20 protein-coding genes are annotated in these 25,744 nt (G+C 35.2%); 8 read left to right on the top strand and 12 right to left on the bottom strand.

The features are described from left to right. Positions 1–10 precede the first annotated feature (10 nt). From DTUR_RS04905 to DTUR_RS04960, 12 genes are read right to left on the bottom strand one after another with little or no spacing between them, the layout of a single operon-like run. The gene (locus DTUR_RS04905; RefSeq protein WP_012583325.1) at positions 11–1,033 is read right to left on the bottom strand and encodes a lysylphosphatidylglycerol synthase transmembrane domain-containing protein; all 1,023 of its coding nucleotides are present in this window, start codon (positions 1,031–1,033) and stop codon (positions 11–13) included. Beyond that, entirely contained in the window at positions 1,030–2,034 is a 1,005-nt protein-coding gene (gene tsaD, locus DTUR_RS04910) for a tRNA (adenosine(37)-N6)-threonylcarbamoyltransferase complex transferase subunit TsaD (RefSeq protein WP_012583326.1), read from the bottom strand. Before tsaD ends, DTUR_RS04905 begins: the two co-directional genes overlap by 4 nt. A 9-nt stretch (positions 2,035–2,043) precedes the next feature. Continuing rightward, entirely contained in the window at positions 2,044–2,517 is a 474-nt protein-coding gene (rimI, locus tag DTUR_RS04915; protein WP_012583327.1) for a ribosomal protein S18-alanine N-acetyltransferase, read from the bottom strand. After that, complete coding sequence (gene tsaB / locus DTUR_RS04920; RefSeq protein WP_012583328.1) at positions 2,492–3,190, bottom strand: tRNA (adenosine(37)-N6)-threonylcarbamoyltransferase complex dimerization subunit type 1 TsaB; 699 nt, start codon at positions 3,188–3,190, stop codon at positions 2,492–2,494. The genes rimI and tsaB overlap by 26 nt, the downstream gene beginning before the upstream one ends. Then, positions 3,172–3,642, bottom strand: a complete 471-nt coding sequence (gene tsaE, locus DTUR_RS04925; protein ID WP_012583329.1) for a tRNA (adenosine(37)-N6)-threonylcarbamoyltransferase complex ATPase subunit type 1 TsaE — start codon at positions 3,640–3,642, stop codon at positions 3,172–3,174. Before tsaE ends, tsaB begins: the two co-directional genes overlap by 19 nt. A 1-nt stretch (position 3,643) precedes the next feature. Continuing rightward, positions 3,644–4,942, bottom strand: a complete 1,299-nt coding sequence (locus DTUR_RS04930; protein WP_012583330.1) for an adenylosuccinate synthase — start codon at positions 4,940–4,942, stop codon at positions 3,644–3,646. Between the two features lies 1 nt (position 4,943). Next, positions 4,944–6,167: an NAD(P)-dependent malic enzyme gene (locus tag DTUR_RS04935; RefSeq protein ID WP_012583331.1), complete on the bottom strand. Its 1,224-nt coding sequence runs from the start codon at positions 6,165–6,167 to the stop codon at positions 4,944–4,946. Then, a complete protein-coding gene (gene aspS, locus DTUR_RS04940) occupies positions 6,168–7,946 on the bottom strand; it encodes an aspartate--tRNA ligase (protein WP_012583332.1) in 1,779 nt (592 codons plus the stop codon). A 51-nt stretch (positions 7,947–7,997) separates the two neighbouring features. Next, on the bottom strand, positions 7,998–9,233 hold the full coding sequence (hisS, locus tag DTUR_RS04945) for a histidine--tRNA ligase (RefSeq protein WP_012583333.1): 1,236 nt from the start codon (positions 9,231–9,233) through the stop codon (positions 7,998–8,000). Then, positions 9,230–9,700 carry a D-aminoacyl-tRNA deacylase gene (gene dtd, locus DTUR_RS04950; protein ID WP_012583334.1) on the bottom strand — a complete coding sequence of 157 codons (471 nt, stop codon included), beginning with the start codon at positions 9,698–9,700 and terminating at the stop codon, positions 9,230–9,232. Before dtd ends, hisS begins: the two co-directional genes overlap by 4 nt. After that, complete coding sequence (locus DTUR_RS04955) at positions 9,697–11,880, bottom strand: RelA/SpoT family protein (RefSeq protein ID WP_012583335.1); 2,184 nt, start codon at positions 11,878–11,880, stop codon at positions 9,697–9,699. Before DTUR_RS04955 ends, dtd begins: the two co-directional genes overlap by 4 nt. Before the next feature lie 27 nt (positions 11,881–11,907). After that, complete coding sequence (locus DTUR_RS04960) at positions 11,908–13,074, bottom strand: MFS transporter (protein WP_012583336.1); 1,167 nt, start codon at positions 13,072–13,074, stop codon at positions 11,908–11,910. Between the two features lie 88 nt (positions 13,075–13,162). Here DTUR_RS04960 and DTUR_RS04965 point away from each other — a divergent pair, with 88 nt between their 5' ends. The 8 genes from DTUR_RS04965 to rpsJ all read left to right on the top strand — a co-directional run bounded on the left by DTUR_RS04965 (position 13,163) and on the right by rpsJ (position 25,737). Continuing rightward, positions 13,163–13,435, top strand: a complete 273-nt coding sequence (locus tag DTUR_RS04965; protein WP_012583337.1) for a TMEM165/GDT1 family protein — start codon at positions 13,163–13,165, stop codon at positions 13,433–13,435. Between the two features lie 156 nt (positions 13,436–13,591). Next, positions 13,592–16,804 carry a DNA-directed RNA polymerase subunit beta gene (gene rpoB, locus DTUR_RS04970; RefSeq protein WP_012583338.1) on the top strand — a complete coding sequence of 1,071 codons (3,213 nt, stop codon included), beginning with the start codon at positions 13,592–13,594 and terminating at the stop codon, positions 16,802–16,804. Positions 16,805–16,823: 19 nt separating this feature from the next. Next, positions 16,824–21,107, top strand: coding sequence for a DNA-directed RNA polymerase subunit beta' (gene rpoC / locus DTUR_RS04975; protein WP_012583339.1), 4,284 nt, complete (start codon positions 16,824–16,826; stop codon positions 21,105–21,107). A gap of 101 nt (positions 21,108–21,208) precedes the next feature. Beyond that, on the top strand, positions 21,209–21,595 hold the full coding sequence (gene rpsL, locus DTUR_RS04980) for a 30S ribosomal protein S12 (protein ID WP_012583340.1): 387 nt from the start codon (positions 21,209–21,211) through the stop codon (positions 21,593–21,595). Further along, on the top strand, positions 21,595–22,065 hold the full coding sequence (gene rpsG / locus DTUR_RS04985) for a 30S ribosomal protein S7 (protein ID WP_012583341.1): 471 nt from the start codon (positions 21,595–21,597) through the stop codon (positions 22,063–22,065). The genes rpsL and rpsG overlap by 1 nt, the downstream gene beginning before the upstream one ends. Positions 22,066–22,086: 21 nt before the next feature. Then, a complete protein-coding gene (gene fusA / locus DTUR_RS04990) occupies positions 22,087–24,162 on the top strand; it encodes an elongation factor G (RefSeq protein ID WP_012583342.1) in 2,076 nt (691 codons plus the stop codon). 18 nt (positions 24,163–24,180) lie between these two features. Next, positions 24,181–25,398, top strand: a complete 1,218-nt coding sequence (gene tuf, locus DTUR_RS04995; protein WP_012583343.1) for an elongation factor Tu — start codon at positions 24,181–24,183, stop codon at positions 25,396–25,398. 18 nt (positions 25,399–25,416) lie between these two features. Next, complete coding sequence (gene rpsJ / locus DTUR_RS05000; protein WP_012583344.1) at positions 25,417–25,737, top strand: 30S ribosomal protein S10; 321 nt, start codon at positions 25,417–25,419, stop codon at positions 25,735–25,737. Positions 25,738–25,744 lie beyond the last annotated feature (7 nt).

Raw genomic sequence — 25,744 nt, forward strand, 5'->3', positions numbered from 1 at the left:
TTCACCCCAATTACCAATTTTTGACACCTAAAATATATACTAAAACAATTGCTCCTGCAAGGAGGGTTAAATAGTGGGTAAGAGTTCTCCAAAGAATTATAAATATACCTAAGATATATTTGGGTACAAACGGAGCAAAGCCAAGAGATATCAAAATTTCTATAGCCCCACTTCCCCCAGGAGATGGTACGTAGAACATCATGAAAAAGATTGGAATTTGTACTAAGACTACAGAAAGATAATTAACTTTAAGGTTAAATGCAGACATAAGTACAGGGGCAATAAGAAAATAGGTAATCCAAGAGAGGAGATTAAAAAAGAAAAATCCTAAGATTGTGAGCTTTTTCTCTTTTAAGAAGAACCATAAGGTATTATGAAAATCTCTCACAGTCTTGTTTACAACCCTTAATATCTTAAAGGGATGGATTCTTTTTAGGAACGGTATTCTTCTTAGTTTTATTAATATATAAGAGACCAACCTAATTATGGGTCTTGGTTTGAAAAGTGCAAAAAGAAAACCCCCAACCACTAGTAAGAAAAGGATAGCACTGTACTGGACTAATTTTCGAACTATGTTTTGGGGGAAGAGATATGAGTAGAAATAAATTATTAAAGGGGAAGCAATAGCAAAAGTAAGGGTGTTTATTACATATCTGAACAAGCTTAGAGCAGTAGCCTGGCCAATTTTTATATTTTTCTTGGAGAGGAGATAAATCTCTAAAGGCTCTCCACCTGCAGAGGTTGGAGTAATACTTGATGCAAAATAATAAGACAAATGAATTTGTAAAGCTTCTATGAGATTTAAATTAACCCCTTCTATACCTCTAATTAAGATGCTATATCTAATTCCAGACAATATCCAGCTTAGTGTGTTAAGCAAAATAACATATATTAAGTATTTTCCATTTATAGACTTAAGGGCTTCCCAAGTTCTTGAGTCTGTGGTTATAAAAAGGATTACAACAAACACAATAGTAGTTATGATTAGTGATATTTTTAAACCTGATTTTATGGTACTGCTTAAGTCTTTCATCTTTCTCCCAATAAGAGATCAGGATTTGCTGAAAGATAAAGATCACTTTTATAACCCTTTTGGTAAAGATGGTATCCCGCACAAGCAATCATAGCGCCATTATCGGTGCAAAGATAAGGTGGTGGGATGTACAATTTTATACCTTCTTTTCGGCTTTCTTCTTTAAATCTTCTTTGAAGATAACTATTAGAAGCTACGCCTCCTGAGACTACTAAGGTTTTAATATTAAATTTATTTAAAGCTAAGAAGGCTCTCTCTAATAGTTCCTCGACGACCCTTTCTTGAAAAGAGGCTGCTATGTCTGCAACAGGTATTTCTTTACCTTCTTTCTTCAAGTCTCTTACAAGATATAGTACTGCGGTTTTTATTCCGCTAAAACTTATATCTAATTCCCTATCACATTTTATTTTTGGAAAATTAAATATGGGTTTTCCCATCTTTGATATTTTATCAATTTCTGGTCCTCCTGGATAATTAAGACCTAATATTCTTGCTACCTTATCGAAAGCTTCTCCTGCTGCATCATCAAGGGTTTGTCCAAGGATTTTGTAAACTCCAATATCCTCCACAAGGATATATTCGGTGTGTCCACCAGAAACTATTAAAGCAATAAAAGGAAAAGTAGGAGGGTCTTCTCCTAAAAAGTTTGCAAAAATGTGTCCTTCAAGATGGTTAACTCCAATTAGAGGCTTATTTAAGGCAAGAGACAAGGTTTTTGCTGCCATTATTCCAATCCATAATGCTCCAATAAGACCAGGTCCCTGGGTTACTGCAATCAAGTCTATATCTGTGAATTCTTTTTTTGCCTTTTCTAAAGCAAGTTCTATAAGTCTATTTAATACTTCTACATGAATCCTTGAAGCAACTTCAGGTACTACTCCTCCAAAAGTTTTATGTATTTCTACTTGAGACGAAACTAAATTACTCAGTATTTTGTTCCCATCTTCTAATAAGCTTACACTGGTCTCATCACAAGAAGTTTCAATACCAATAGTAATCATTCTTTCACCTTATAATGTTAATTTTTTGACCATAACCAAAGCATCTTCCCCATCTTTATAATACCATTTTCTTACGCCAACTTTTTTAAATCCTTTTTTGTAATATAAATTTTGGGCAATAGTATTGGAAACTCTAACTTCTAAAATTATATTTTTGACTAAGTTTTTTTGACAATAATCTATGATAAAATCAAGGAGCTTTTCTCCAACTTTTCTTCCTCTATAATTAGGATGTACAGCTATGGTGGTTATTTGAGCTTCTTGAAAGATTATCCAAAGTCCAACAAATCCTATTATTTTGTTTTCATGAATTGCTACAAAATAATGAGCAATTCTATTTGAGGAGAGCTCTCTTTCAAAACTTTCCCGACTCCAAGGATTAGAGAAGGAAAGTTTATTGATCTCATCTACTTGATCAATATCTTCAAATTTCATAGGTCTTATTTCAACTGAGAGTTCATTGCTCTCTTTCTGGTCTTGCATTTCTCCTCTCCCAATTAATTTCAGCACTGGATTTTTGCCTATAATCTGGAAGAAGATTCAAGTAATCTAACGTATCTCCCTTTTTATATTTTTCAAGTGAGAGATAGATGATGGCTTCTCCCCGTGGAGAATTTTGATGTTCAGAGGAGATTATAATATCTTCAGGGATTAAAAATTTAAGATCGTCTGGTATTTTTCCTATAATTATTACAGGTTCCTTCTTGAGAGTACTGAGTAGATTTATAAAGTCTTGATATGAGAAAATTCCTTCATTATAGATTCTTTCATTTTTGGCATTATAAAAGCCTGCATGTATCTCTCCCCTTCTTGCAGGCATTATGGGTACCTTCATACCTAAAAAGGGTGTTTGGTAGGCTAAACATTCTAAGTAAGAAATTCCTATTATAGGTTTTTTGAATATTTGAGCAAGAGTTTTTACTGTAACTATTCCAATTCTAAGTCCAGTGAAGGATCCAGGACCTGTTATTATAGTGTAGAGATCAATATCTTCTAACTTCCATCCTGATAAGTCAAGCAAAGTTTTTATATTTATTGTTAGAGTCTCCCCATAAGTCTTAGAATCTGTAGAATAGAACAGCTCATATAATTTGTTATCTTTCCATAGTATTATATTACTTTTTTCAAAGGCAGTGTTTATTCCAAGGATAAACATTTTTTCAATTCCAAAAGTAGATTTTCATATTTTTCTCCGTAAGGCTTAAATTTGATTAGTCTTTCATTAAAATCTACGTGTTCAAAAGTAATTTCCATCCGTTCTTTAGGAAGTAGTCCTCTTATTTTGTCAGCCCATTCTATCACTATTATAAAATCACTGTTCAAGTATTCTTCAAAACCTATGTTTTCTAACTCTCTTTCTGGAATCTTTAATCTATATACATCTATATGTAGCATTCTATGTTTTCCCTTGTATTCTTTTATTATTAAAAAAGAAGGACTATTCACAGGTATGGTTATATGAAGGGCCTGAGAAATTCCTTGCACAAAAGTAGTTTTTCCACTTCCCAAATCTCCTATAAGAGCTAATATATTCCCTGGATTTAAAAGATTTCCTAAGGCTTTACCTAACTCTTTAGTTTCTAAAGGACTTTTGCTTAAAACTTCCATATTATTCCCAAGGATCTTTTAGCAATATTATTTCGTCCCTTGCAGGTCCTGTACCTATTATGGTAATTTTTGTTTCAAGTTCTTTTTCAATTCTTTCTTTATATTTTATTACATTTTCAGGAAGATCATTATAATTTTTTATGTTTTTCAAAGACTGTTTCCAACCAGAAATTTCTTCAGTTATGGGTTCACATTTTTCAAGAATATTTAGAGATGATGGAAATTCATCAATAATTCTTCCTTTGTATTTATAAGCTACCACAAATTTCAATTTTTCCAATCCACTCAGAACGTCAAGCTTAGTTATTGCAAGCTCTGTAAAACCGTTAATTCTTTTTGCATATCTTAATGCTACAAAATCAAGCCATCCTACTCTTCTTGGTCTTCTTGTTACTGTGCCATATTCTTGTCCTTTTTCTCTTATAATTTCAGCAAGCTCATCTTTTATTTCGCTGGGAAATGGACCCTCGCCAACCCTTGATGTATATGCCTTTATAACGCCTATAACTTTGTTTATGCTTTGAGGTGGTATCCCAGCCCCAACACAAACTCCACCGGAGATAGTAAAGGATGAGGTTACGAAAGGATAAGTTCCAAAGTTTATATCTAATAAGGTTCCTTGTGCACCTTCAAAAAGTATTTTTTTACCTGCTTTTATGTGATCATAAATTAATTTTGATGTATCCGTAATAGTAACTCCCTTTTCCATGAGTTTTTCGAAAGTGTTTAATTGAGAGTTGTAAACTTCCTCAAAGGGGGGCAGTTGAAAATCAGAAGAGAGAGTAGCTTTTTTTAAAGAATAAATATAATTTAATTTTTCTTTGAAGACTTCTTTATCAAAAAGATCTCCTACATGTAAAGTATCTCTTGAGAAGTGATCCGTATAGGCAGGGCCAATTCCTCTTGCTGTGGTTCCTATCTTTTTGTTTCCTCTTTTTTCCTCGTAAAACTTATCTAAGAGTATATGATAAGGAAGAACTAAAGGAGATCTATCACTTATATATAAATTTTTTATCAATAATCCATTTTTTTCTGCTTCTTCAATTTCTTCCAAAAGCCCATTAAGGTTTATAATCACTCCTGTAGCTATCACATTCAAAGTTTTTGGAGATATGATACCTGAGGGAAGAAGACGAAATCTATAAGTTTTGCCATCTACGATTACAGTATGTCCTGCGTTATTTCCTCCATTAAATCTTACCACTACTTCAGCATTCTGAGATAGGAGATCTATAATTTTTCCTTTTCCTTCATCTCCCCATTGAGCACCTATTACCACAAGGGTTTTTTCATTGGTCATTCTATTCGCCTCCTAAAGCTTGTTTTATATCCTCTATTATTTTATTATCATCCTTAAAAATTTTTGCTACTTTTGTTTCTATAGCTGCCTTAGCTACAGAAAAAGAAACTGCAGGAACCACTCTTTCATCAAGAGGGGAAGGTATAAGATAATCCTCTTGTGGTTCTTCTACTAAAGAAGCAATAGCTTTTGCAGCAGCAACTTTCATTTCATCGTTTATTTCTTTAGCTCTAACGGTAAAAGCTCCTCTAAAGACTCCTGGAAAAGCAAGTAAGTTATTTATTTGATTGGGATAATCAGATCTTCCAGTACCTATTATTTTTACTCCCTCTTTTTTTGCCTCTTCAGGCATAATTTCAGGAATAGGATTTGCCATCGCGAAAATTATAGGATCTTTGTTCATCAATCTTATGTATTCGGGGGGAAAGAGATTTGCCTGAGAAACTCCTATAAATACATCGGCTCCTTTTAAAGCGTCTTTTAGTTCACCTTTTTCTCCTTCGGGATTAATTGTACGAGCTATCTCCTCTTTTATTTCATTCATATTTTCTTTTCTTCCAGGGTAAATGATTCCATTTCTATCAAGGATCCTAATATTTTTAGCACCTTCTCTCAGGAGAAGCTTAGTTATAGCGATACCAGCGGCTCCTGCTCCTAGTATTACTATTTTTACCTCATGAATTTTTTTGTTTACAAGTTTTAAAGCATTTATTAATGCAGCATAGACTACGATTGCAGTACCATGTTGATCATCATGAAACACAGGGATATCTAAGATTTTTTTTAATCTCTCTTCTATTATAAAACATTTAGGGGCAGCAATATCCTCTAAATTAATTCCCCCAAATATTGGGGCTATCATATAGGTTATCTCAATAATCTTCTCTGGATCTTGGGTATTCAAGCATATAGGGAAAGCATCTATATTAGCAAATCTTTTAAAAAGTAAAGCTTTTCCTTCCATAACTGGTATGGCGCTTAAGGGCCCTATATTTCCTAATCCTAATACTGCAGATCCATCACTAATTACTGCAACAGTGTTTGCTTTAATGGTTAGATTGTAGACTTCATCGTTGTTTTTGTATATCTCTTCGGAAACCCCTGCAACTCCAGGAGTATATGCTAAGGAAAGATCATACTTATTCTTTAAGGCGATTTTTGAATCTATTTTTATTTTCCCTTTATGTTTTCTATGAAGCTCAATAGATTCCTGATAAATATTCATCTAATCCTCCTCTTTCTTCTCCTCAGGGTAAACTACCTTTATATGGACTTCTTCTAATTGCTTAGGATCAACCTCTGATGGGGCACCAGTAAGTAAACAAGTTCCACTTTGAGTCTTAGGGAAGGCTATAACCTCTCTTAGAGAATTAGAGTTGGTCAGTATAGCTATGATTCTATCAATACCCAATGCAATTCCTCCATGGGGTGGTGCTCCATACTCAAAAGCTTCAAGTAAAAATCCGAACTTCTTTTTAGCATCCTCCGGGGTTATGCCTAAAATATTAAATACTTTTTCCTGTATTTCTTTTTTATGTATTCTTATACTCCCACTTCCAAGTTCTGTTCCATTTAGTACTAAATCATAACATTTAGCTTTTACCTTTAATGGATTAGTATCTAATAGGGGTATATCTTCATCTTTTGGAGATGTAAAGGGATGGTGTTCTGCAACAATTCTTCTTTCTTCCTCATCATATTCAAATAGTGGGAAATCAGTAATCCATAGAAAGAAAAGTCCCTCTTTCTTTTCCATATTAAAAAGTTCTGCTACTTCCAGTCTCAAGATTCCAAGAATTTTGACCACATCTTTCCAAGTGCCTGCTATGCAGAAGAAAGAATCTCCTGATTTAAGATTGAGATTCTTAATTAATTTATCCTTGATGTTTTCATCTAAATATTTACTTATGGAAGATTTCAGTTCTCCATCGGCATATGTAAACCACATAATACCTTTTCCTTTTAATTCTCTAACTTTATTTTCAATAATAGACCACTCTCTTCTTGAAGGCACTATATTTTTAAGTACGATTCCTTTTATTACACCATCTTTTTCAATGGTAGATCGGATAAATTCCAAAGGAAGATCTTTTAAAATATTGGTAACATCCACTATCTTTAAATCATATCTTAAGTCTGGTTTATCACTTCCGTAAGTGTTCATTGCATCTTCGTAAGAAAGTCTTGGAAATGGAGTATTTATCTCTATATTCATTACTTCCTTTAGTACGGTTTTAAAAAGCTCTTCTATTATAGTAAATACATCTTCCACTTCTATAAAAGACATCTCCATGTCAAGTTGAGTAAACTCTGGTTGTCTATCAGCTCTTAGATCTTCATCTCTAAAGCATCGAGCAATTTGGAAATATCTATCAAACCCTGCAACCATAAGAATTTGTTTAAATAGTTGAGGGGATTGGGGAAGGGCATAAAATTTTCCTGGTTGAAGTCTGCTTGGAATTATGAAATCTCTTGCTCCTTCTGGAGTACTCACTATAAGGTAAGGTGTTTCAATTTCTATAAATCCATTTTTAGCTAAGAAGTTTCTAATGGATAGGATAAAATTGTGTCTAAATATTATGTTTGATTGCATTTTATCTCTTCTAAGATCTAAGTACCTATATTTAAGTCTTACTATTTCATCTATTTCCTTGTTTGTCCACAAATTAAATGGTAAAGGCTTTGCAGTGTTTTCTATTTTTATTTTTTCTACCTCAATTTCGATCTCTCCTGTTGGTATTTTTGGGTTTTCCATTCCTTCTGGTCTCTTTCTTACCTTTCCTTCCACTGATATGACCCATTCATTACCTACTGTATCTGCTATATCATAACTTTCTTTGGATATAGAAGGATCAAAAACTAACTGAACGATTCCACTGCGATCTCTTAGGTCAATAAAAATTAGTCCCCCATGATGTCTTATTCTGTGCACCCAACCACTTAAATATACTTTTTCTCCTATATTTTTAGCATTAAGCTCTCCGCAATAATGAGTCCTCCTCAAAGTAAGCCCACCTTTCTTTTTGGAAATTCTTCGTAATTATAACACGAGAGTTTATAATTCTTTAAGATTCTCTATTCTAATTTCTTTTTCTTCTCCTGTTTTAAAATTTTTAATTCTTAAGATATCTTTTTCTATCATTTGGTTTATAAAAATGACATAGTCAGAATTCAGTTTATCTGCCCACTTAAGTTGAGTTCTTAAAGGTTCATTAGGAGAGCCTATCTCAACTCTGTGATTTATGCGAAGAATTTTTGAAATTTCCACAGCTTTTTTAATATATTTTTCATTCTCAATTGCTAAGAAGAAAAGAGAGGGTTTTTCTATCTTGATTTTGTCTTGTTGCTTTATAAGAAGAATTAGTCTCTCCATACCTAAAGCAAAACCAAGTCCTGGGGTTGATGGTCCACCATAAGTTTCCACTAAGTTATCATATCTTCCTCCGCCTACCACAGCATTTTGAGCTCCAAGAGATGTAGTGGTTATCTCAAATACTGTTCGAGTGTAATAATCGAGACCTCTTACTAATTTTGGACTTATCTTAAAATTTAAGCTTGCTTCTTGGAGGTATCTAAGTACTTTGTCAAAGTGGTCTTTACAATCATTACACAGAAAATCAAGGGGTTGTGGAGCGTTCTCTTTGAGAGGAATAATTTTTTCATCCTTTGAATCTAAGATTCTTAAAGGATTTCTTTCCAATCTTTCCTGATCTATAGGAGATAGAAGATCCTTGTATTGGTAAAAATAGTTTTTAAGAGCTTCCCTATAAGCTGGTCTGCATTTGAGACACCCCAAAGAGTTTATCTCGATTTCTAAATTTTCAAGTTTTAAGCTCTTTAGAATTTCTACTGCTAAACTTATAACCTCAAAGTCGATGTAAGGGTCTTTTCTTCCTAAGACTTCAACTCCTAACTGGTGAAATTGTCTGTATCTTCCTGATTGAGGTCTTTCATATCTGAACATAGGTCCTATGTAATAGACTTTCCATATTGGTTTTGTTGTATAAATTTTATTCATAAGATATGCTCTAATGACCCCAGGTGTTCCTTCAGGTCTCAAGGTTAAAGATCTTCCTTTTTTATCTTGAAAAGTGTACATTTCTTTCATTACTATATCTGTAGTTTCACCTGTTCCTTTTACAAAAAGTTCTGTGAATTCAAATATAGGAGTTCTTATTTCTTCATAATTGTATTTTTCAAATAAACTCCTTGCGATATTTTCAATAAGATGCCAAAAAGGTATTTCATCGGGAAGTATATCTTGTACGCCTCTTGGAAGTCCTATACTCATTCTTTTCTCCTCCTCGGTTTTTTAAGATCTTCAGTGTCAAGGATAATAGTAACAGGTCCATCATTTATTAGCTCTACTTCCATGTATGCTTGGAATATGCCTTCTTCTACTTTTTCACTCTTGTTTTTTAGATATGCTACAAATTTTTTATAATAGTCAAGAGCTTTCTCTTTATCGGCAGCGTCTGTAAAATCTGGTCTTTTCCCTCTTCTGCAGTCAGCAAATAGGGTAAATTGGGATACTACAAGAATGTCTCCATTAACCTCTTTTATACTTAGGTTCATTTTTCCATTCTCATCGGAAAAAATTCTCAAATCAGCTATTTTATCTGCAAGAATTTTTATATCCTCTTCCTTATCTTTCTTACTTATTCCAAGAAAGATAAGTAAACCTTGTGAGATTTGGCTTATAAGTTCTCCGTTTACTTTTACCGATGCCTTTTTTACCCTTTGTATTACTGCTCTCATCGGAATTCTTGTAATCTTTTTACCGAAATAATATCAGATAATTTCTTAATCTCTTCCATAAGATAATAAAAGGCAGGAGGGTTGTCAATCTCCACAATGAGTTTTATTCTTGCTATTCCATCCTTTCCTACTTTAGTTGCTAAATCTAGTATGTTAATTCTTGCTTGAGAAACTCTTTCAATAAGATCTTTAAGTAGTCCTACCCTGTCTATGGCCTCTATTTCTATCCCAGTTTTATATTTTCCTCCTTTAATTTTTTGCCATTCTATAGGGACAATTTTCTCAGGATGAGTCTTTTTTAGGTTTATCAGGTTAGGACAATCGGTTCTATGGATAACAATCCCTCTTCCTTTGGAGATATATCCTATTACTTTATCTCCTGGAATTGGATGACAGCATTCAGCAATTCTCATCATTATATTGTCCAGTCCTGAAATCTCTATTCCTTCTACCAATTGTTCCTTCTTTTCTTCAGGGGATATGGTTACTACAATTTCCTTTTTATATTCTCTTCGAAATCTTTCTATGAATTGCTGAGGAGTAATATCTCCTGTGCCAATGCTTAGCAAAAAAGATTCCGTCTCTTTAAATCCACTCTCAGCTAAAAAGCTTTTTCCTAAGGAGTGTTCAATTAAATCATTTAGGCTTATCTCTGTCTTTTGGAGAAACTCCTTTAACCAGTCTTCGTTTCTTTTTATTTCATTTTCCAAAAGTTCTTTAGCCTTTTCTATAGTTTCTTCTCTAGCAATCTTTTTAAAATATTGTTTGATTTTATTTTTAGCTTGAGTTGTTTTTACAATATTAAGCCAATCTCTACTTGGTTTACCCTCTTCTTTGCTTGTAATTATCTCTACAATATCCCCATTTTGAAGAATATAGTTCAAAGGAACTATTCTTCCGTTTACTTTTGCACCTCGGCATCGATGACCAACTTCAGTATGTATGGCATATGCAAAGTCAATAGGTGTAGAACCTTGAGGAAGAGCAATTACATCTCCTTTAGGAGTAAAAACATAAATCTCCCTCTCAAAGAGATCACTTTTTATGGACTCTAAAAACTCTTGATCATCGGTTAATTCTTTTTGCCATTCAAGGAGTTGTCTTAACCATGATAATTTTTCTTCAAAAGAATCAGGCTTTTTAATTTCTTCTTTATAGAGCCAATGAGCTGCTATACCATATTCTGCTATTCGGTGCATTTCCCACGTCCTTATTTGTACTTCTAATGGTTTTCCGTCCATGGCGATCACTGTTGTATGTAAAGATTGGTAATTGTTTGATTTTTTATTAGCAATGTAATCTTTAAATCTTCCAGGAACAGGCTTCCAAAGGTTATGAATTATACCTAATACTTCATAGCATTCCTTTTCCGAGTTAACAATTACCCTTACTCCTAAGAGATCATACATCTCTTCTATTTCAATTCCTCTTCTTAGCATTTTTTGATAAATACTATATAGATGTTTAGCTCTGCCTGTTACTTCTGCATTAATACCTGCTTTTTTCAATTCTTCTTTTATTATCTCAATGGCTTTCTCGATGAATTTTTCCCTTTCTTTTCTGGTCTCTGCTACTTTTTTAGCTACGTAATGATATTTTTCAGGTTCTAAGTATCTAAAAGCCAGATCTTCCAATCGCCATTTTATATCCCAAACTCCAAGCCTATGAGCGAGGGGAGCATATATTTCCAAGGTTTCTTTTGCAATTCTTTTTTGTTTTTCCTCTTCATGATATTGGAGAGTTTGCATATTGTGAAGTCTGTCAGCAAGTTTTATTATTATTACTCTTATATCTTTTGCCATTGCTATGAACATTTTTCTCAAATTTTGTGCTCTATAGGCTTCTGTAGGATAGAAACTTAGCTTTTCTAACTTAGTTATGGCTTCAACCAAAGAGAGTACATCTTTTCCAAATTCTTTTTCAATCTCTTCTTTTGTTACATTAGTATCTTCAAGAACGTCATGAAGAAGTCCAGCAATAACCACAGTTTCTTCCATGCCTAAATTCATTAAGATCTTAGCCACCTCAACAGGATGAGTAATATAAGGTTCACCAGATTTCCTTACTTGTCCTTTGTGGGCATTTTCAGCAAAAATAAAGGCTCTCTTCAGATTTTCAGAAGAATACTTTTCTTTACCTTGCTCTAATAACTCTTGTAATAGAATGGTTGCATCTTTCATAATTTTATTAATTATACAACAATCTTTTTATAGTATAAACATCAATCCTATAGCTGCTCCTATTCCCATTATTCCTCCAAATATAAAAGGTGCTTGGGGCCCTAATATGCTCCATAGCAATCCTGCTATGAAAGATGCTGGGAAAAGCCCTATTCCTACTAAAGTAGCATGAAGACCTATTACTGTTGCCCTTAAATGTGCTGGTGAAAGATCTGAAATTAATGCTTTTTCGACGCCTTCTGTGAAGGCAGTGTAAAGTCCGTAAAGAGTAAAAAGCAACCATAATTGACTGAATTTTGAGGCTATTCCAAACCCAAAATATACTAAACCATAGAAAATATAGCCTAAAATAATAATTCTTTTTCTACCTATTTTGTCGGAAAGAAATCCTGCAGGATAGGAAAAGATGGTATAAACTAAGTTATATAATAGGTAAAGAAAAAGTACATCTAATAAAGATGCTCCAAGATTTTGAGACCTCAAAAATAGGAATTGGTTTGATGAGTTTCCTAAAGTAAATATAAGAGAAATAATTAGAAAACCCTTTAGTTTACGATCTAAAGCTTTCCATTGAAATTTTATTCTTTTCTTTTCATTTAGAGCTCTGCTAGGAGTAGTCTCTTTAACAAGAAATAGCACTAATACTCCTAAGATAGCTGGTATTAAGCTTATTAAGATTATGGTTTTAAAAGTTGGAATATAGCTTGAGAGATTGCTACTTGCTTCTGGCAAATTTAGGCTTTTTATTATTAAGATAGAGAGTAATACTCCTAAAAAGGCTCCAAGGGTATCCATAGTTCTATGAAGTCCAAAGGCTCTCCCACGGTTTTCGGGTACCGATTCAGCAATTAATGCATCCCTTGGGGCTGTTCTTATTCCTTTTCCAAATCTATCAGAAATTCTTCCTATAAAAACTCCAATCCAACTATTGGCAAAATACAAGAATAATTTTCCTATAGCAGAAAGGCTATATCCTAAAATTGTAATTGGTTTCCTTTTTCTGATTTTATCGGAGACATATCCAGAATATACTTTTAAAAGTGAGGCTATGCTCTCAGCAAGTCCTTCCACTATACCTAAGATAGCAGGACCAGCTCCTAAGGCTAATAGATAGAAAGAAATTAAAGGATAAAACATTTCCGAACTTACATCAGTTAAAAAACTTGTAATTCCAGTGATTATTACATTCCACATTTTTTTATCCTCCTTGTTGATCTTTGATTTTCTTGATATTATACTACTTTTCTGTTTACATTATATTCTTTGATTGTGAGGTGATTTTATGGATAAAATTAAAATCCTGCTCTCAGTTTTTGGAGTTATTTTCTTGGCAGAGCTCGGGGATAAAACTCAACTTGCAGTATTAACTCTGTCTGTAAAAACAAAGTCCCCTTTTTATGTTTTTTTAGGCGCTTCTTTAGCCCTGGCTCTTGTAAGTTTTATTGGTGCATATCTAGGAGAGGCATTGACAAGATATATTCCAAGAGATACACTTGAAAAAATTGTAGGATTGATTTTTATATTGGTTGGAATTTGGACAATTTTTAAAGATTAAAAAGGTAAAAAGGTAGAATTTTAACAAAAATTCTACCGAAAGCTTTTTATATTGCTTATTTTTTTCTTTTCTCTTCATTTTTTAATATTTCATTTTTATCTTCCTAGTATATAAAATATAAATTTGTCTAATCTCTAAGAAAAAAGGAGATGAGGTATGAAGGGTAGAAATTTCAAAACAGAGATTTTCTGGAGTGATGATAGGCCTGTTTTTCAAAATATTCCTGATTTATTAAAAATTCAATATGATTCCTTTAACTGGTTTTTGAAACAAGGTCTTAGAGAGGTTCTTGATGAAATAAACCCTATAGAGTCTATACGTCAAGGTCTTTCTTTGGAATTTGTTACCACTGAAGATGGTATAAAAATCGAGCCTCCTACAAAAACTCCTGACGAGTGTTTAGAAAAAGGACTAACGTATGAGTCATCTATTTATGTAAAGACAAGATTGTATTTTAAAGATGAGAATAGGAATATTAAGGACATCAAAGAACAAATGGTTTTTCTTGGAAATATTCCTCAAATGACTGATAGGGCGACCTTTATTGTAAATGGCACAGAGAAAGTTATAGTGAATCAGATCACCAGATCTCCAGGGGTATTTTTTCAAGAAGAGGGGAATCGTATTATTGCCACTCTAATACCTACAAGGGGTGGATGGATAGAGTTTGAATTAGATGGCGGAGGCATTATTTATATTCATCCTAATGGAATTAAAAAGTTTCCTGTGTCTCTTATTCTTAGAGCATTAGGATATGACCTGGATTATTTCAAAGAAATTTTAGGCCCAGAGGAATTAAGTTATTTAGAAATTACCTATGCAAAGGATAATGTAAGCGATAGAACACAAGCAATTTTCGAGGCTTGTGGAAGATTGAGACCTGGGGATGTTCCAAGTAGAGAAGAGGATGCCTTAAGGGTAATAAGGCAGATGTTTTTTGATGTTAGAAGATACAATTTAGGTAAAGTGGGAAGATATAAATTAAATCAAAGATTAGGTTTGAGCATTTCTCTGGATAATTATGCTCTTACAGAGGATGATCTCATTGAAATAATAAAGAGATTAACCATGATTAAAACAGGAAAAGATGAGACTGATGATATAGACCATCTTGGCAATAGAAGAATAAGGTCTGTAGGAGAACTTTTGCAGATGCAATTTAGAGCTGGGCTTGCAAGGGTAGAAAAGTTGATAAGAGAGAAGATGGCTTTAACCGATCCTGAACAAGCAAGTCCTATTGCTCTTGTAAGTACTAGACCTTTGATGGCAGCAGTCAAAGAATTTTTTAACAGAAATCCTCTTTCTCAATTTATGGATCAAACTAATCCTCTTTCAGAGCTTGCTCATAAGAGAAGAATAAGTGCATTAGGTCCTGGAGGGTTGACTCGAGAAAGAGCCACTTTTGAGGTAAGAGATATTCATCCCTCTCATTATGGAAGGGTCTGTCCAATAGAGACTCCAGAGGGACCTAATGCAGGATTGATAAACTATTTGTCCACTTTAGCCATAGTAGACGAGTATGGATTTTTAAGGACTCCATATTATAGAGTAAAAGATGGGAAAATAACCGATGAGATTGTTTATTTATCAGCCACAGAGGAGGACAAATATACTATAGCTTCTTTCGATGTTCACATTAATGAAAACAGAGAAATAATTGATGAATTGGTTCATGCTAGAAGAAAAGGAAAGTTTATACTTTGTTCTCCTAAGGAAATAGATTTTGTAGGAGTATCACCATACCAGACAGTAAGTATATCTACAGCCTTAATTCCTTTCCTTGAGCATGATGATGCAAACAGAGCATTAATGGGAGCAAACATGCAGCGTCAAGCAGTACCCTTAATAAACACAGAACCTCCTCTTGTGGGAACAGGAATAGAAGAAACTGTGGCAAGAAATACAGGAGTTATGGTTATATCTGATGTGGATGGAGTAGTTAAAAAGGTATCATCTTCGGAGATTGTGATTGAAACTGATAATAAAGAGGAGAAGAGATATCAACTTATAAAATATAGAAGGACTAATCAAGGTACTTGTTGGAACCAGAAACCCATAGTTGAAGTAGGACAGAGAGTCAAAAAGGGAGATGTTTTGGCTGATGGTCCTGCTACTTCCAATGGTAAGCTTGCCTTGGGAAGGAACGTACTTGTCGCTTTTATGCCTTGGGGTGGATATAACTATGAGGATGCAATAATAATAAGTGAAAGATTGGTTAAAGAAGACATATTTACCTCTATTCATATTGAAGAATATGAGATAAAGGCAAGAGATACAAAACTTGGTCCTGAAGAGATAACCAGAGATATTCCTAATATAAGTGAAGATGCTATAAGGTATTTGGATAAAGATGGAATAATAATGATAGGAGCAGAGGTTGGTCCTAACGACATTTTAGTAGGTAAGGTTACTCCAAAAGGTGAAACCGAACTTACTCCTGAGGAAAGGCTTTTGAGGGCAATTTTTGGAGAGAAATCTCGAGAGACTAAAGATACATCTCTAAGAATGCCTCATGGTGAATGGGGTAAGGTTATAGATGTAAAAGTGTTAACCAGAGAGAATGATGATGAGCTCCCACCAGGAGTGAATAAGATTGTAAAAGTTAGGGTTGCTCAAATAAGAAAAATCTCTGTAGGAGACAAGTTGGCAGGAAGACATGGAAATAAAGGTGTAATTGCTACTATCTTGCCTGAAGAAGATATGCCATTTCTTGAGGATGGGACTCCTGTAGATATTATATTGAATCCCTTAGGTGTTCCCTCTCGTATGAATGTGGGACAGATTTTGGAAACCCATTTGGGGTGGGCAGCTAAGGAATTGGGTATATATGCTATAGTACCTCCTTTTGATGAAGTATTAGGAGAAAATAGATCTGCTAATTTGGTAAAGGAGATGTTGAGAAAAGCTGGACTTCCTGAGGATGGTAGAGTGGTTTTATACGATGGAAGAACAGGAGAACCTTTTAATCAAAAGGTTACTGTTGGTTATATGTATATTTTGAAACTGATCCATCTTGCCGATGATAAAATCCATGCAAGATCTGTAGGTCCTTATTCATTGGTTACTCAACAGCCTCTTGGTGGAAGAGCTCAGTTTGGCGGTCAGAGATTTGGAGAAATGGAAGTATGGGCTTTAGAAGCTTATGGTGCAGCTCATACTCTTGAGGAAATGTTGACATATAAATCCGATGATGTGGCTGGAAGAACTGAGGCTTATTCTGCTATCGTTTCTGGTAATTTGATAAAAGAACCTGGTATTCCTGAGTCTTTTAAGGTTCTTGTCAGGGAATTACAAGGTTTAGGCATAAAAGTATCTGCTTATATTGGAAATAGATTAGTTAATCTCTCTAAGATTGAAGATGAATCTTAAGGAAGGGGAGGAATAAACCTTGAAGATAAAAGATTTTGATAAATTAGTTTTTGGTTTAGCATCACCAGAAGATATTTTAAGTTGGTCTTACGGTGAAGTTAAGAAACCGGAGACTATTAATTATAGAACCTTCAAACCTGAAAGAGATGGACTTTTTTGTGAGAAGATCTTTGGACCTGTGAAGGATTATGAGTGTCATTGCGGTAAGTATAAAGGGCAAAGATATGAAGGTATAACTTGTGATAGATGTGGTGTCACAGTAACTAAGAGCTCAGTGAGAAGAGAGAGAATGGGACATATAAAACTTGCTGTACCTGTAGTACATATTTGGTATTTTAAAAATGTTCCTAACTATATAGGGCTACTTCTTAATATAAGCAGTAAACAACTTGAGGAAGTAATTTATTATCATTCATATATTGTGTTAGATCCAGGGGATACTCCTTTACAGAAAATGCAGGTTTTAACAGAAGACGAATATGAAAAAGCTCTTAATGAGTTTGGTAATAGTTTTAAAGTAGGAATGGGTGCAGAAGCTATTAAAAAGCTTTTGAGAGATTTAGATTTAGAAGAATTGTCTTACGACTTAAAAAAACAAATCAACGAAATACAAGGTCAGAAAAAGGCGAAACTTATCAAAAGATTAGAGATTGTAGAAAGTTTTAGGCTTTCTGGTAATAAACCTGAGTGGATGGTACTTGAGGTACTTCCTGTTATTCCTCCTGATTTGAGGCCTATGGTACAACTTGAAGGTGGCAAATTTGCCACTTCTGATCTTAATGATCTTTATAGGAGAGTTATTAACAGAAATAACCGTCTTGCAAAGCTTTTAGAAATAAATGCCCCAGAGATTATTGTTAGAAATGAAAAGAGAATGTTGCAAGAAGCAGTAGATGCTCTTATTGATAATGGAAGAAGGGGTAAGCCTGTGACTAACGCTAGTGGAAGACCCTTGAGGTCTTTATCAGATATCTTAGAGGGTAAACAAGGAAGATTCAGACAGAATCTTTTAGGAAAAAGAGTTGACTTTTCTGGAAGAGCGGTTATTGTGGTTGGACCTGAATTAAAATTACATCAATGTGGACTTCCTAAAAAGATGGCTTTAGAATTATTTAAACCTTTTGTAATAAACAAGTTAATAGAACATGGATATGCTACTAACGTAAAGAATGCAAGAAAAAAAGTTGAAAGAGAAGCCTCTGAGGTATGGGATGTTTTAGATGAAATTATTAAGGAAAAATTAGTACTTTTAAATCGTGCTCCTACTTTGCACAGAGTTAGTATACAGGCATTTGAGCCTAAGTTAATTGATGGTAATGCAATTCAATTACATCCCTTAGTATGTCCACCGTATAATGCTGACTTCGATGGGGACCAGATGGCGGTTCATGTGCCACTATCCCTTGAGGCCCAAGCAGAAGCAAGAATTTTGATGTTGTCATCCAATAACCTTATATCTCCAGCTCATGGAAAACCTCTTACCTTACCAACTCAGGATGTGGTTCTTGGACTTTATTATTTAACTATAATGGTACCCGGAAGAGAGATTGAGGATAAAAGATTTGCGACCCCGGAAGAGGTTTTGTTGGCTTTAGAGGAGAAAAAAGTTGATCTACATTCAAAGATATATGTCCACAAGAGAGGAATAGAAGAAACATATAATATATCTTTACCTGAGAGCCCTATGTTTATAGAGACTACACCAGGAAGGTTAATTTTGAATGAGATTGTTCCTGAGAAGTTAAGATATTACAACGTCACTATGAATAGAAGAGAAATTAGAAAAATTGTCGAAAAATGTTTTGAGATTTATGGTTGGAGCAAGACAGCAGAATTCTTAGACGAACTTAAAAGACTTGGGTTTGAATATGCTACAAAAGCAGGTGTAAGTTTTTCCATAGTAGATATTGAAATACCTAAGGAGGCAAAAGAGAAGGTTATAAAGAAAGCGGAAGAGGAGTCTATGCTTCTTCAAAAAGCTGTAGAGAGTGGTTTGTATTCTGAGGAAGAAAGATATCAAAGAGCTATTGAGATATGGACAAAGGCAACTGAAGAAGTAAAGGATATAATGCTTGCTAATTTTGGTATTTTAAATTCTGTGTATATGATGGCGTTTTCTGGTGCTAGAGGTAATGTGGACCAGGTAAGACAGCTTGCAGCAATGAGAGGTTTGATGGCTGATCCGTCAGGACAAATTATGGACATACCTATTAAGTCAAGCTTCTACGAAGGTTTAACTGTATCAGAACATTTTATTTCTTCTTATGGAGCAAGGAAGGGAGTAGTGGACACAGCATTGAGAACTTCTGATTCAGGATACTTAACCAGAAGACTTGTAGATGTAGCTCAAAGTCTGGTTATTAGAGAGGAAGATTGTGGTACTGAGGATGGGATATATGTAGAGCCTCTGGAGGATGAAGGGAAAATAGTATTAAGCTTGAAGGATAGAATCATAGGAAGATTTGCTGCTGAAGATGTTTATAATGATAAAGGAGAATTAATTATTGCTAAGAATGAGTATATAGATGTGGAAAAAGCAAAATTAGTGGAGAGGTTTGGTATAAAGAGGGTAAAGATCAGATCTCCTATGACTTGTAAGAGTGAGAAAGGGATATGTCAAAAATGTTATGGGGAGGATTTAGCAACTCATAGGCTTGTTAACATAGGAGAAGCGGTAGGAGTAATAGCTGCCCAATCTATTGGAGAGCCTGGAACTCAGCTTACTATGAGAACCTTCCACACAGGTGGTGTTGCTTTAACTTCTTTGAATTATCAGAATATTCAATTTAGAGTGACAGGAAGGGTTGATTTTTTGAATTTAAAGTTAAAAGAAAGATTTGAAGTCTTGGGTAAAAAAGAAAAAATGGTAGTTGGACGTAATGGAAGAGCAGTTGTTAAAGGAGAAGGCGAAGAAGAAATTGTACTTCCACCAGGAACCATTGTGTCTATAGATTCTGGAACCGATGTTACTAAGGGAATGAGTTTAGGATATATAGATCCTAATTTAAGATATATAGCTTCACCATTTACTGGAAAGGTTATAAGAGTTGAAAAGGTAGGAGAAAGTTACAATAAAAAATTTACTTTTCTCAATGTGAAATACGATAGAGATCTTAATAATTATGAGTTGTCTTATAACGAAGAAGCACATCCGATTTTCTGTTCTGTAGTGTTGTTGGATGAAACTGGTAATGAGAAAAGAATAGAATTACCGGAAGGTGTGGCATTTCTCTTTAAAATTGGAGACTTTATTAATGAAGGAGATATAATTGCCGAATATAGTAGAGAGACCATGAAGATTCAGGCTTGCGAAGAAGGAAAAGTGGTAGATATTCTTGAGAGAAATGGAGAAATAATAGATCGAATTGTGGCAACAGGTGAAGCTGTAATTATCATAAGAAATAGCGAAGGAAGAGAAGTTGAATATAGAATTCCTCGTGGACTTAAATTACATGTAAATGCAGAAGATAATGTAGAATTTGGCACTATTCTTGCTTACTTCCCTGCATACCAACAGAAAACTGCAAAAACAGAAGATATCGTTCAAGGTCTTCCTCGTGTAGAGGAGTTGTTTGAGGCAAGGAAACCAAAAGGAAAATCTATTATAGCTGGTGTTAGTGGTATTGTGAAAATAACAAGGACTAAATCAGGAGAAAAGATAGTGATTGAAGGAGAAAATGGAAAAGATGAGCATATCTTGCCACCTAATGCTCAACTTTTGGTTAAAGAAGGCGATTATGTAACAGTGGGACAAGAGTTGACTAAAGGATATAGAAATCCTGCGGAAATTCTTGCTAATGAAGGTCTTGCTGCTGTACAGAGATATATTGTGGATGAAGTGCAAAAGGTTTATCTCAAACAAGGAGCAGAGATTAACGATAAGCACATAGAAGTAATAGTTAGACAGATGACTAATAGAGTAAGGATTGAAGATCCAGGAGATAGCAACTTCTTGTTTGGTCAACTTGTTAACAAAGTGACCTTTGAAAAGGTGAAACAGCAATTAGAAGAAGAAGGAAAAAGACCTCCTATAGCAAGAGAGGTTGTACTTGGTATTACAAAAGCAGCCTTAACCACAGAAAGTGTAATATCTGCAGCTTCTTTCCAAGAGACTACGAGGGTTTTAGCTGAAGCAGCAGTTAAAGGAAAAGAAGACTACCTGGAGGGATTAAAAGAAAATGTGATAATAGGCAGATTAATTCCTGCAGGCACAGGGCTCTTTAGGAAAATTATTCCTCAAAAAGTCTCCGCTAAGAAAGTAGAGGTTTTGGAAGATGGTGGAGAAATTGAAATTAACTCTTGACAAAAATAATTCTATAATGATAAACTTGTTTTCGCTTGCCTTTAGGGGCTTTGTATTATATTTAAATAATTTTCAATAACTAAGATGTAGGAGGTGTAATTTTGCCTACTATAAATCAGCTTATAAGAAAAGGGAGAGAACCAAAAGAAAGGAAAAGTAAATCTCCTGCTCTTATGGGGAATCCTCAAAAGAGGGGAGTATGTATCCGTGTAACTACAATGACTCCTAAAAAGCCTAACTCTGCTTTAAGGAAGGTTGCTAGGGTTAGGTTAACAAATGGGATTGAAGTATGGGCTTATATACCTGGAATAGGTCATAACTTACAAGAACACTCTGTAGTTCTTGTGAGAGGAGGCCGTGTTAAGGATCTACCAGGTGTGAGGTATCATATTATTCGTGGTGCTTTGGATGCTGCAGGTGTTGAGGGCAGAAGACAGGGAAGATCCAAATATGGAGCAAAACGTCCAAAAGAGGGAGGTAAGAAATAATGCCACGTAGAGGACCAGTTACTCCAAGAGAAATACCTCCTGATCCTGTATATAATAGCGTTCTTGTGCAAAAGCTTATTAATAAAGTTATGCTAGATGGTAAAAAAAGCATAGCTGAAAAAATAGTTTATGGTGCGATGGATATAATAAGGGAAAAAACAAAACAAGATCCATTAACTGTCCTTGAAAAAGCAGTGCAAAATGTAACACCTCTTTTAGAGGTAAGGCCAAGAAGAGTTGGAGGAGCAACCTATCAAGTGCCAATAGAAGTTCCTCCAAGAAGAGGACTCTCTCTTGCTTTAAGATGGATTGTTAGAGCTGCAAGAGAGAGAAAAGGTATGCCTATGAAGGAAAGGCTTGCTTTAGAGATTTTAGATGCCTTTAACAATACTGGTGGAGCAATTAAGAAGAGAGATGAAATGCATAGAATGGCAGAAGCTAATAAGGCATTTGCTCATTATCGTTGGTAATTAAAAAGGAGGAAGATAAACGTGCCGAGATGTCCATTAGATAAATTAAGAAATATAGGAATAGCTGCTCATATAGATGCAGGTAAGACTACTCTTACCGAAAGGATACTTTTTTATACTGGTAAAACTCATAAATTAGGTGAAGTCCACGAAGGAACAGCAACCATGGACTGGATGGAACAAGAGAGAGAACGTGGTATTACTATAACAGCTGCAACAACTACCTGTCAGTGGAAGGATCACATTATTAATATAATTGATACTCCGGGGCACGTGGATTTTACTGTTGAGGTAGAAAGATCCTTAAGAGTATTAGATGGTTTAATAGCGGTGTTTTGTGGGGTTGCTGGAGTTCAGCCTCAATCGGAGACAGTATGGAGACAAGCTACAAAATATAATGTTCCAAGAATAATTTTTGTTAATAAGATGGATAGAGTTGGTGCAAACTTTTTCAGGGTAGTGGAGATGATAAAAGATCGATTAGGGGTCAACGCAATACCTATTCAAATACCAATTGGTAGTGAAGATCAATTTAGAGGTGTCATAGATCTTTTTGAGATGAAGGCAATTGTATATCATGATGATCTTGGGATTAAATGGGAAGTTACAGAAATTCCCGATGAGTTAAAGGATCAAGCTAAGGAATATAGGCATAAACTAATAGAGACTATTGTGGAGCTCGATGATGAGCTCTTAATGAAGTATTTAGAGGGTGAAGAGATTCCTATTCCTGATTTGAAGAGGGTTTTGAGGAGGGCTACTATTGAAGGCAAGTTATATCCAGCACTATGTGGCTCGGCTTTTAAGAATAAAGGTATACAGCCTTTACTTGATGCTGTTATAGACTATCTTCCCTCGCCGTTAGATTTACCTCCCGTTAAAGGAATAAATCCTATTAGTGGTGAGGAAGAAATAAGATTAGTAAGTGAGGATGAATCATTTACTGCTTTGGCCTTTAAAGTCATGACTGATCCCTATGTGGGTAAACTCACTTATTTTAGGGTTTATTCAGGAAAATTAGAAAAAGGTAGCTATGTGTATAACTCAACTAAAGGAAAAAAGGAAAGAATTGGTAGATTGCTTCAGATGCATGCCAATCATAGAGAAGATATAGATGCAGTATATGTGGGAGACATTGCTGCTGCGGTTGGTCTAAAGTTTACTACTACAGGAGACACTCTTTGTGATGAAAATAGACCTATAATTCTTGAAGGTATGACATTCCCAGAACCTGTGATTTCTGTTGCTATTGAACCAAAAAGTACTGAGGAGCAGGATAAATTAAGTATTGCTCTTCAGAGACTTGCTGAGGAGGATCCAACATTCCGAATAACTTATGATGAAGAAACAGGACAAACTTTAATCCATGGAATGGGAGAGCTTCATTTAGAAATTATAGTGGATAGATTAAAGAGAGAATTTAAAGTAAATGCTAATGTAGGTAAGCCACAAGTCTCATACAGAGAGACTATTAGAAAACCTGTAAAAGTGGAAGGAAAGTATATTAGGCAAACAGGTGGAAGGGGTCAGTATGGTCATGTATGGCTTGAATTAGAGCCTCTTCCAAGAGGTAGCGGTCTTGAATTTGTGAATAAAATTGTGGGAGGAGTCATTCCTCAACAATTTATTCCAGCTGTGGAAGCTGGTGTTAGAGAGGCTGCAGATCGTGGGGTGCTTGCTGGTTATCCTGTAACAGATGTAAGAATTACTCTCTTTGATGGATCATATCACGAAGTAGACTCTTCGGATATGGCTTTTAAGATTGCGGCATCTCAGGCTTTTAAAGATGGAGTATTAAAAGGTGATCCTGTTTTATTGGAGCCTATAATGAAGCTTGAAATAATTGTCCCTGAAGAATATATGGGAGATGTTATAGGAGACCTTAACAGTAGAAGGGGCAGAGTAGAAAAGATTGATTTTGTAAATAATACAAGAGTAATAAAAGCTTTAGTTCCTCTTGCAGAAATTTTTGGATATGCTACTACTTTGAGATCTTTAACTCAAGGTAGAGGTATATTCTCAATGGAGTTCTCTCATTATGAAGAAATGCCTCTTAATATTCAGGAAAAAATTCTATCTTCAAATCTAAAAAAATAAAATAGGAGGAGATAAAGGATGGCGAAGGAGAAATTTGTAAGGACGAAGCCACATGTGAATATAGGTACGATAGGGCATGTAGACCATGGGAAGACGACATTAACTTCAGCCATAACGATGGCATTAGCTGCGGAAGGGTTAGCGAAGCCATTGAAGTACGAAGACATAGACAAAGCGCCTGAGGAGAGGGCGAGGGGAGTGACGATAAATTTAGCGCATGTGGAGTATGAGACGCCCAACAGGCATTATGCGCACATAGATGCGCCAGGGCATGCTGACTATATAAAGAACATGATAACGGGTGCTGCGCAGATGGATGGAGCCATATTGGTAGTATCAGCTGCGGATGGTCCGATGCCCCAGACGAGGGAGCACATATTACTTGCGAGGCAAGTTAATGTTCCATACATAGTAGTATTTTTGAACAAGATAGACATGGTAGATGATCCGGAGATAATAGACTTAGTGGAGATGGAGGTAAGGGACTTACTGACGAAGTATGGATATCCAGGGGATGAGGTACCAGTTGTGAGGGGGTCAGCGTTAAAGGCATTAGAGGTATTATTTCAGAATCCCAACACGAAGAGAGGGGAGAACAAGTGGGTAGATGCGATATGGGAATTAATGGATGCGGTAGACAATTACATACCGATACCAGAGAGGGATGTAGACAAGCCATTTTTAATGCCAATAGAGGACATATTTAGTATAACAGGGAGAGGTACAGTAGTTACAGGTAGAGTAGAGAGAGGAAGGGTGAAGGTAGGGGATGAAGTAGAGATAGTAGGATTAAGTGATGAGATAAAGAGGAGTGTAGTGACTGGGGTAGAGATGTTCAGGAAGCAATTAGATGAAGCGATAGCAGGGGATAACATAGGGATACTATTAAGAGGGATAGACAAAGACGAAGTAGAGAGGGGGCAAGTAGTAGCGGCGCCGGGTACTATAAAGCCCCACACACATTTCAAAGCGCAGGTATATGTATTGAAGAAGGAAGAAGGAGGGAGGCATACGCCCTTTTTCAGTGGATACAAGCCCCAATTTTACTTTAGGACGACAGATGTAACAGGGGAGATAAAATTGCCAGAGGGTGTACAGATGGTGATGCCAGGGGACAACATAGAGATGGAGATAAAATTAATCAAGCCAGTAGCATTAGAGGAAGGTTTAAGGTTTGCTATAAGAGAAGGTGGAAGAACAGTTGGTGCAGGTGTCATAACTAAAATTATTGAATAATGGGGGCGATTAAGGGATATGAGTAGTTATCTGGAAAAACAAAAGATAAGAATAAAATTAAAGGCATTTGATCATAGAGTTCTTGATCTTTCTACTAAAAAGATTATTGATACAGTAAGAGGGACTGGGGCTAAGATCTCTGGTCCCATCCCTCTTCCTACTAAAGTAACTAGATATTGGGTACTTCGTTCTCCTCATGTTAATAAGAATTCAGGAGAACATTTTGAGATAAGAATACACAAAAGACTAATAGATATTATTGAACCAACAGCAAAGACAGTGGAAGCTTTAATGAATTTAGAGCTTCCAGCTGGTGTTGAAGTTGAAATTAAAACATAGAGAGGGG

The sequence above is a fragment of the Dictyoglomus turgidum DSM 6724 genome (assembly GCF_000021645.1).
GTDB lineage: Bacteria > Dictyoglomota > Dictyoglomia > Dictyoglomales > Dictyoglomaceae > Dictyoglomus > Dictyoglomus turgidum.

Excerpts from the sequence above, each read along its gene's own strand:
- DTUR_RS04905 (WP_012583325.1), bottom strand. The coding sequence starts at position 1,033 with ATGAAAGACTTAAGCAGTACCATAAAATCAGGTTTAAAAATATCACTA.
- tsaD (WP_012583326.1), bottom strand. The coding sequence starts at position 2,034 with ATGATTACTATTGGTATTGAAACTTCTTGTGATGAGACCAGTGTAAGC.
- rimI (WP_012583327.1), bottom strand. The coding sequence starts at position 2,517 with ATGCAAGACCAGAAAGAGAGCAATGAACTCTCAGTTGAAATAAGACCT.
- tsaB (WP_012583328.1), bottom strand. The coding sequence starts at position 3,190 with ATGTTTATCCTTGGAATAAACACTGCCTTTGAAAAAAGTAATATAATA.
- tsaE (WP_012583329.1), bottom strand. The coding sequence starts at position 3,642 with ATGGAAGTTTTAAGCAAAAGTCCTTTAGAAACTAAAGAGTTAGGTAAA.
- DTUR_RS04930 (WP_012583330.1), bottom strand. The coding sequence starts at position 4,942 with ATGACCAATGAAAAAACCCTTGTGGTAATAGGTGCTCAATGGGGAGAT.
- DTUR_RS04935 (WP_012583331.1), bottom strand. The coding sequence starts at position 6,167 with ATGAATATTTATCAGGAATCTATTGAGCTTCATAGAAAACATAAAGGG.
- hisS (WP_012583333.1), bottom strand. The coding sequence starts at position 9,233 with ATGAGTATAGGACTTCCAAGAGGCGTACAAGATATACTTCCCGATGAA.
- dtd (WP_012583334.1), bottom strand. The coding sequence starts at position 9,700 with ATGAGAGCAGTAATACAAAGGGTAAAAAAGGCATCGGTAAAAGTAAAC.
- DTUR_RS04955 (WP_012583335.1), bottom strand. The coding sequence starts at position 11,880 with ATGAAAGATGCAACCATTCTATTACAAGAGTTATTAGAGCAAGGTAAA.
- DTUR_RS04960 (WP_012583336.1), bottom strand. The coding sequence starts at position 13,074 with ATGTGGAATGTAATAATCACTGGAATTACAAGTTTTTTAACTGATGTA.
- DTUR_RS04965 (WP_012583337.1), top strand. The coding sequence starts at position 13,163 with ATGGATAAAATTAAAATCCTGCTCTCAGTTTTTGGAGTTATTTTCTTG.
- rpoB (WP_012583338.1), top strand. The coding sequence starts at position 13,592 with ATGAAGGGTAGAAATTTCAAAACAGAGATTTTCTGGAGTGATGATAGG.
- rpsG (WP_012583341.1), top strand. The coding sequence starts at position 21,595 with ATGCCACGTAGAGGACCAGTTACTCCAAGAGAAATACCTCCTGATCCT.
- tuf (WP_012583343.1), top strand. The coding sequence starts at position 24,181 with ATGGCGAAGGAGAAATTTGTAAGGACGAAGCCACATGTGAATATAGGT.
- rpsJ (WP_012583344.1), top strand. The coding sequence starts at position 25,417 with ATGAGTAGTTATCTGGAAAAACAAAAGATAAGAATAAAATTAAAGGCA.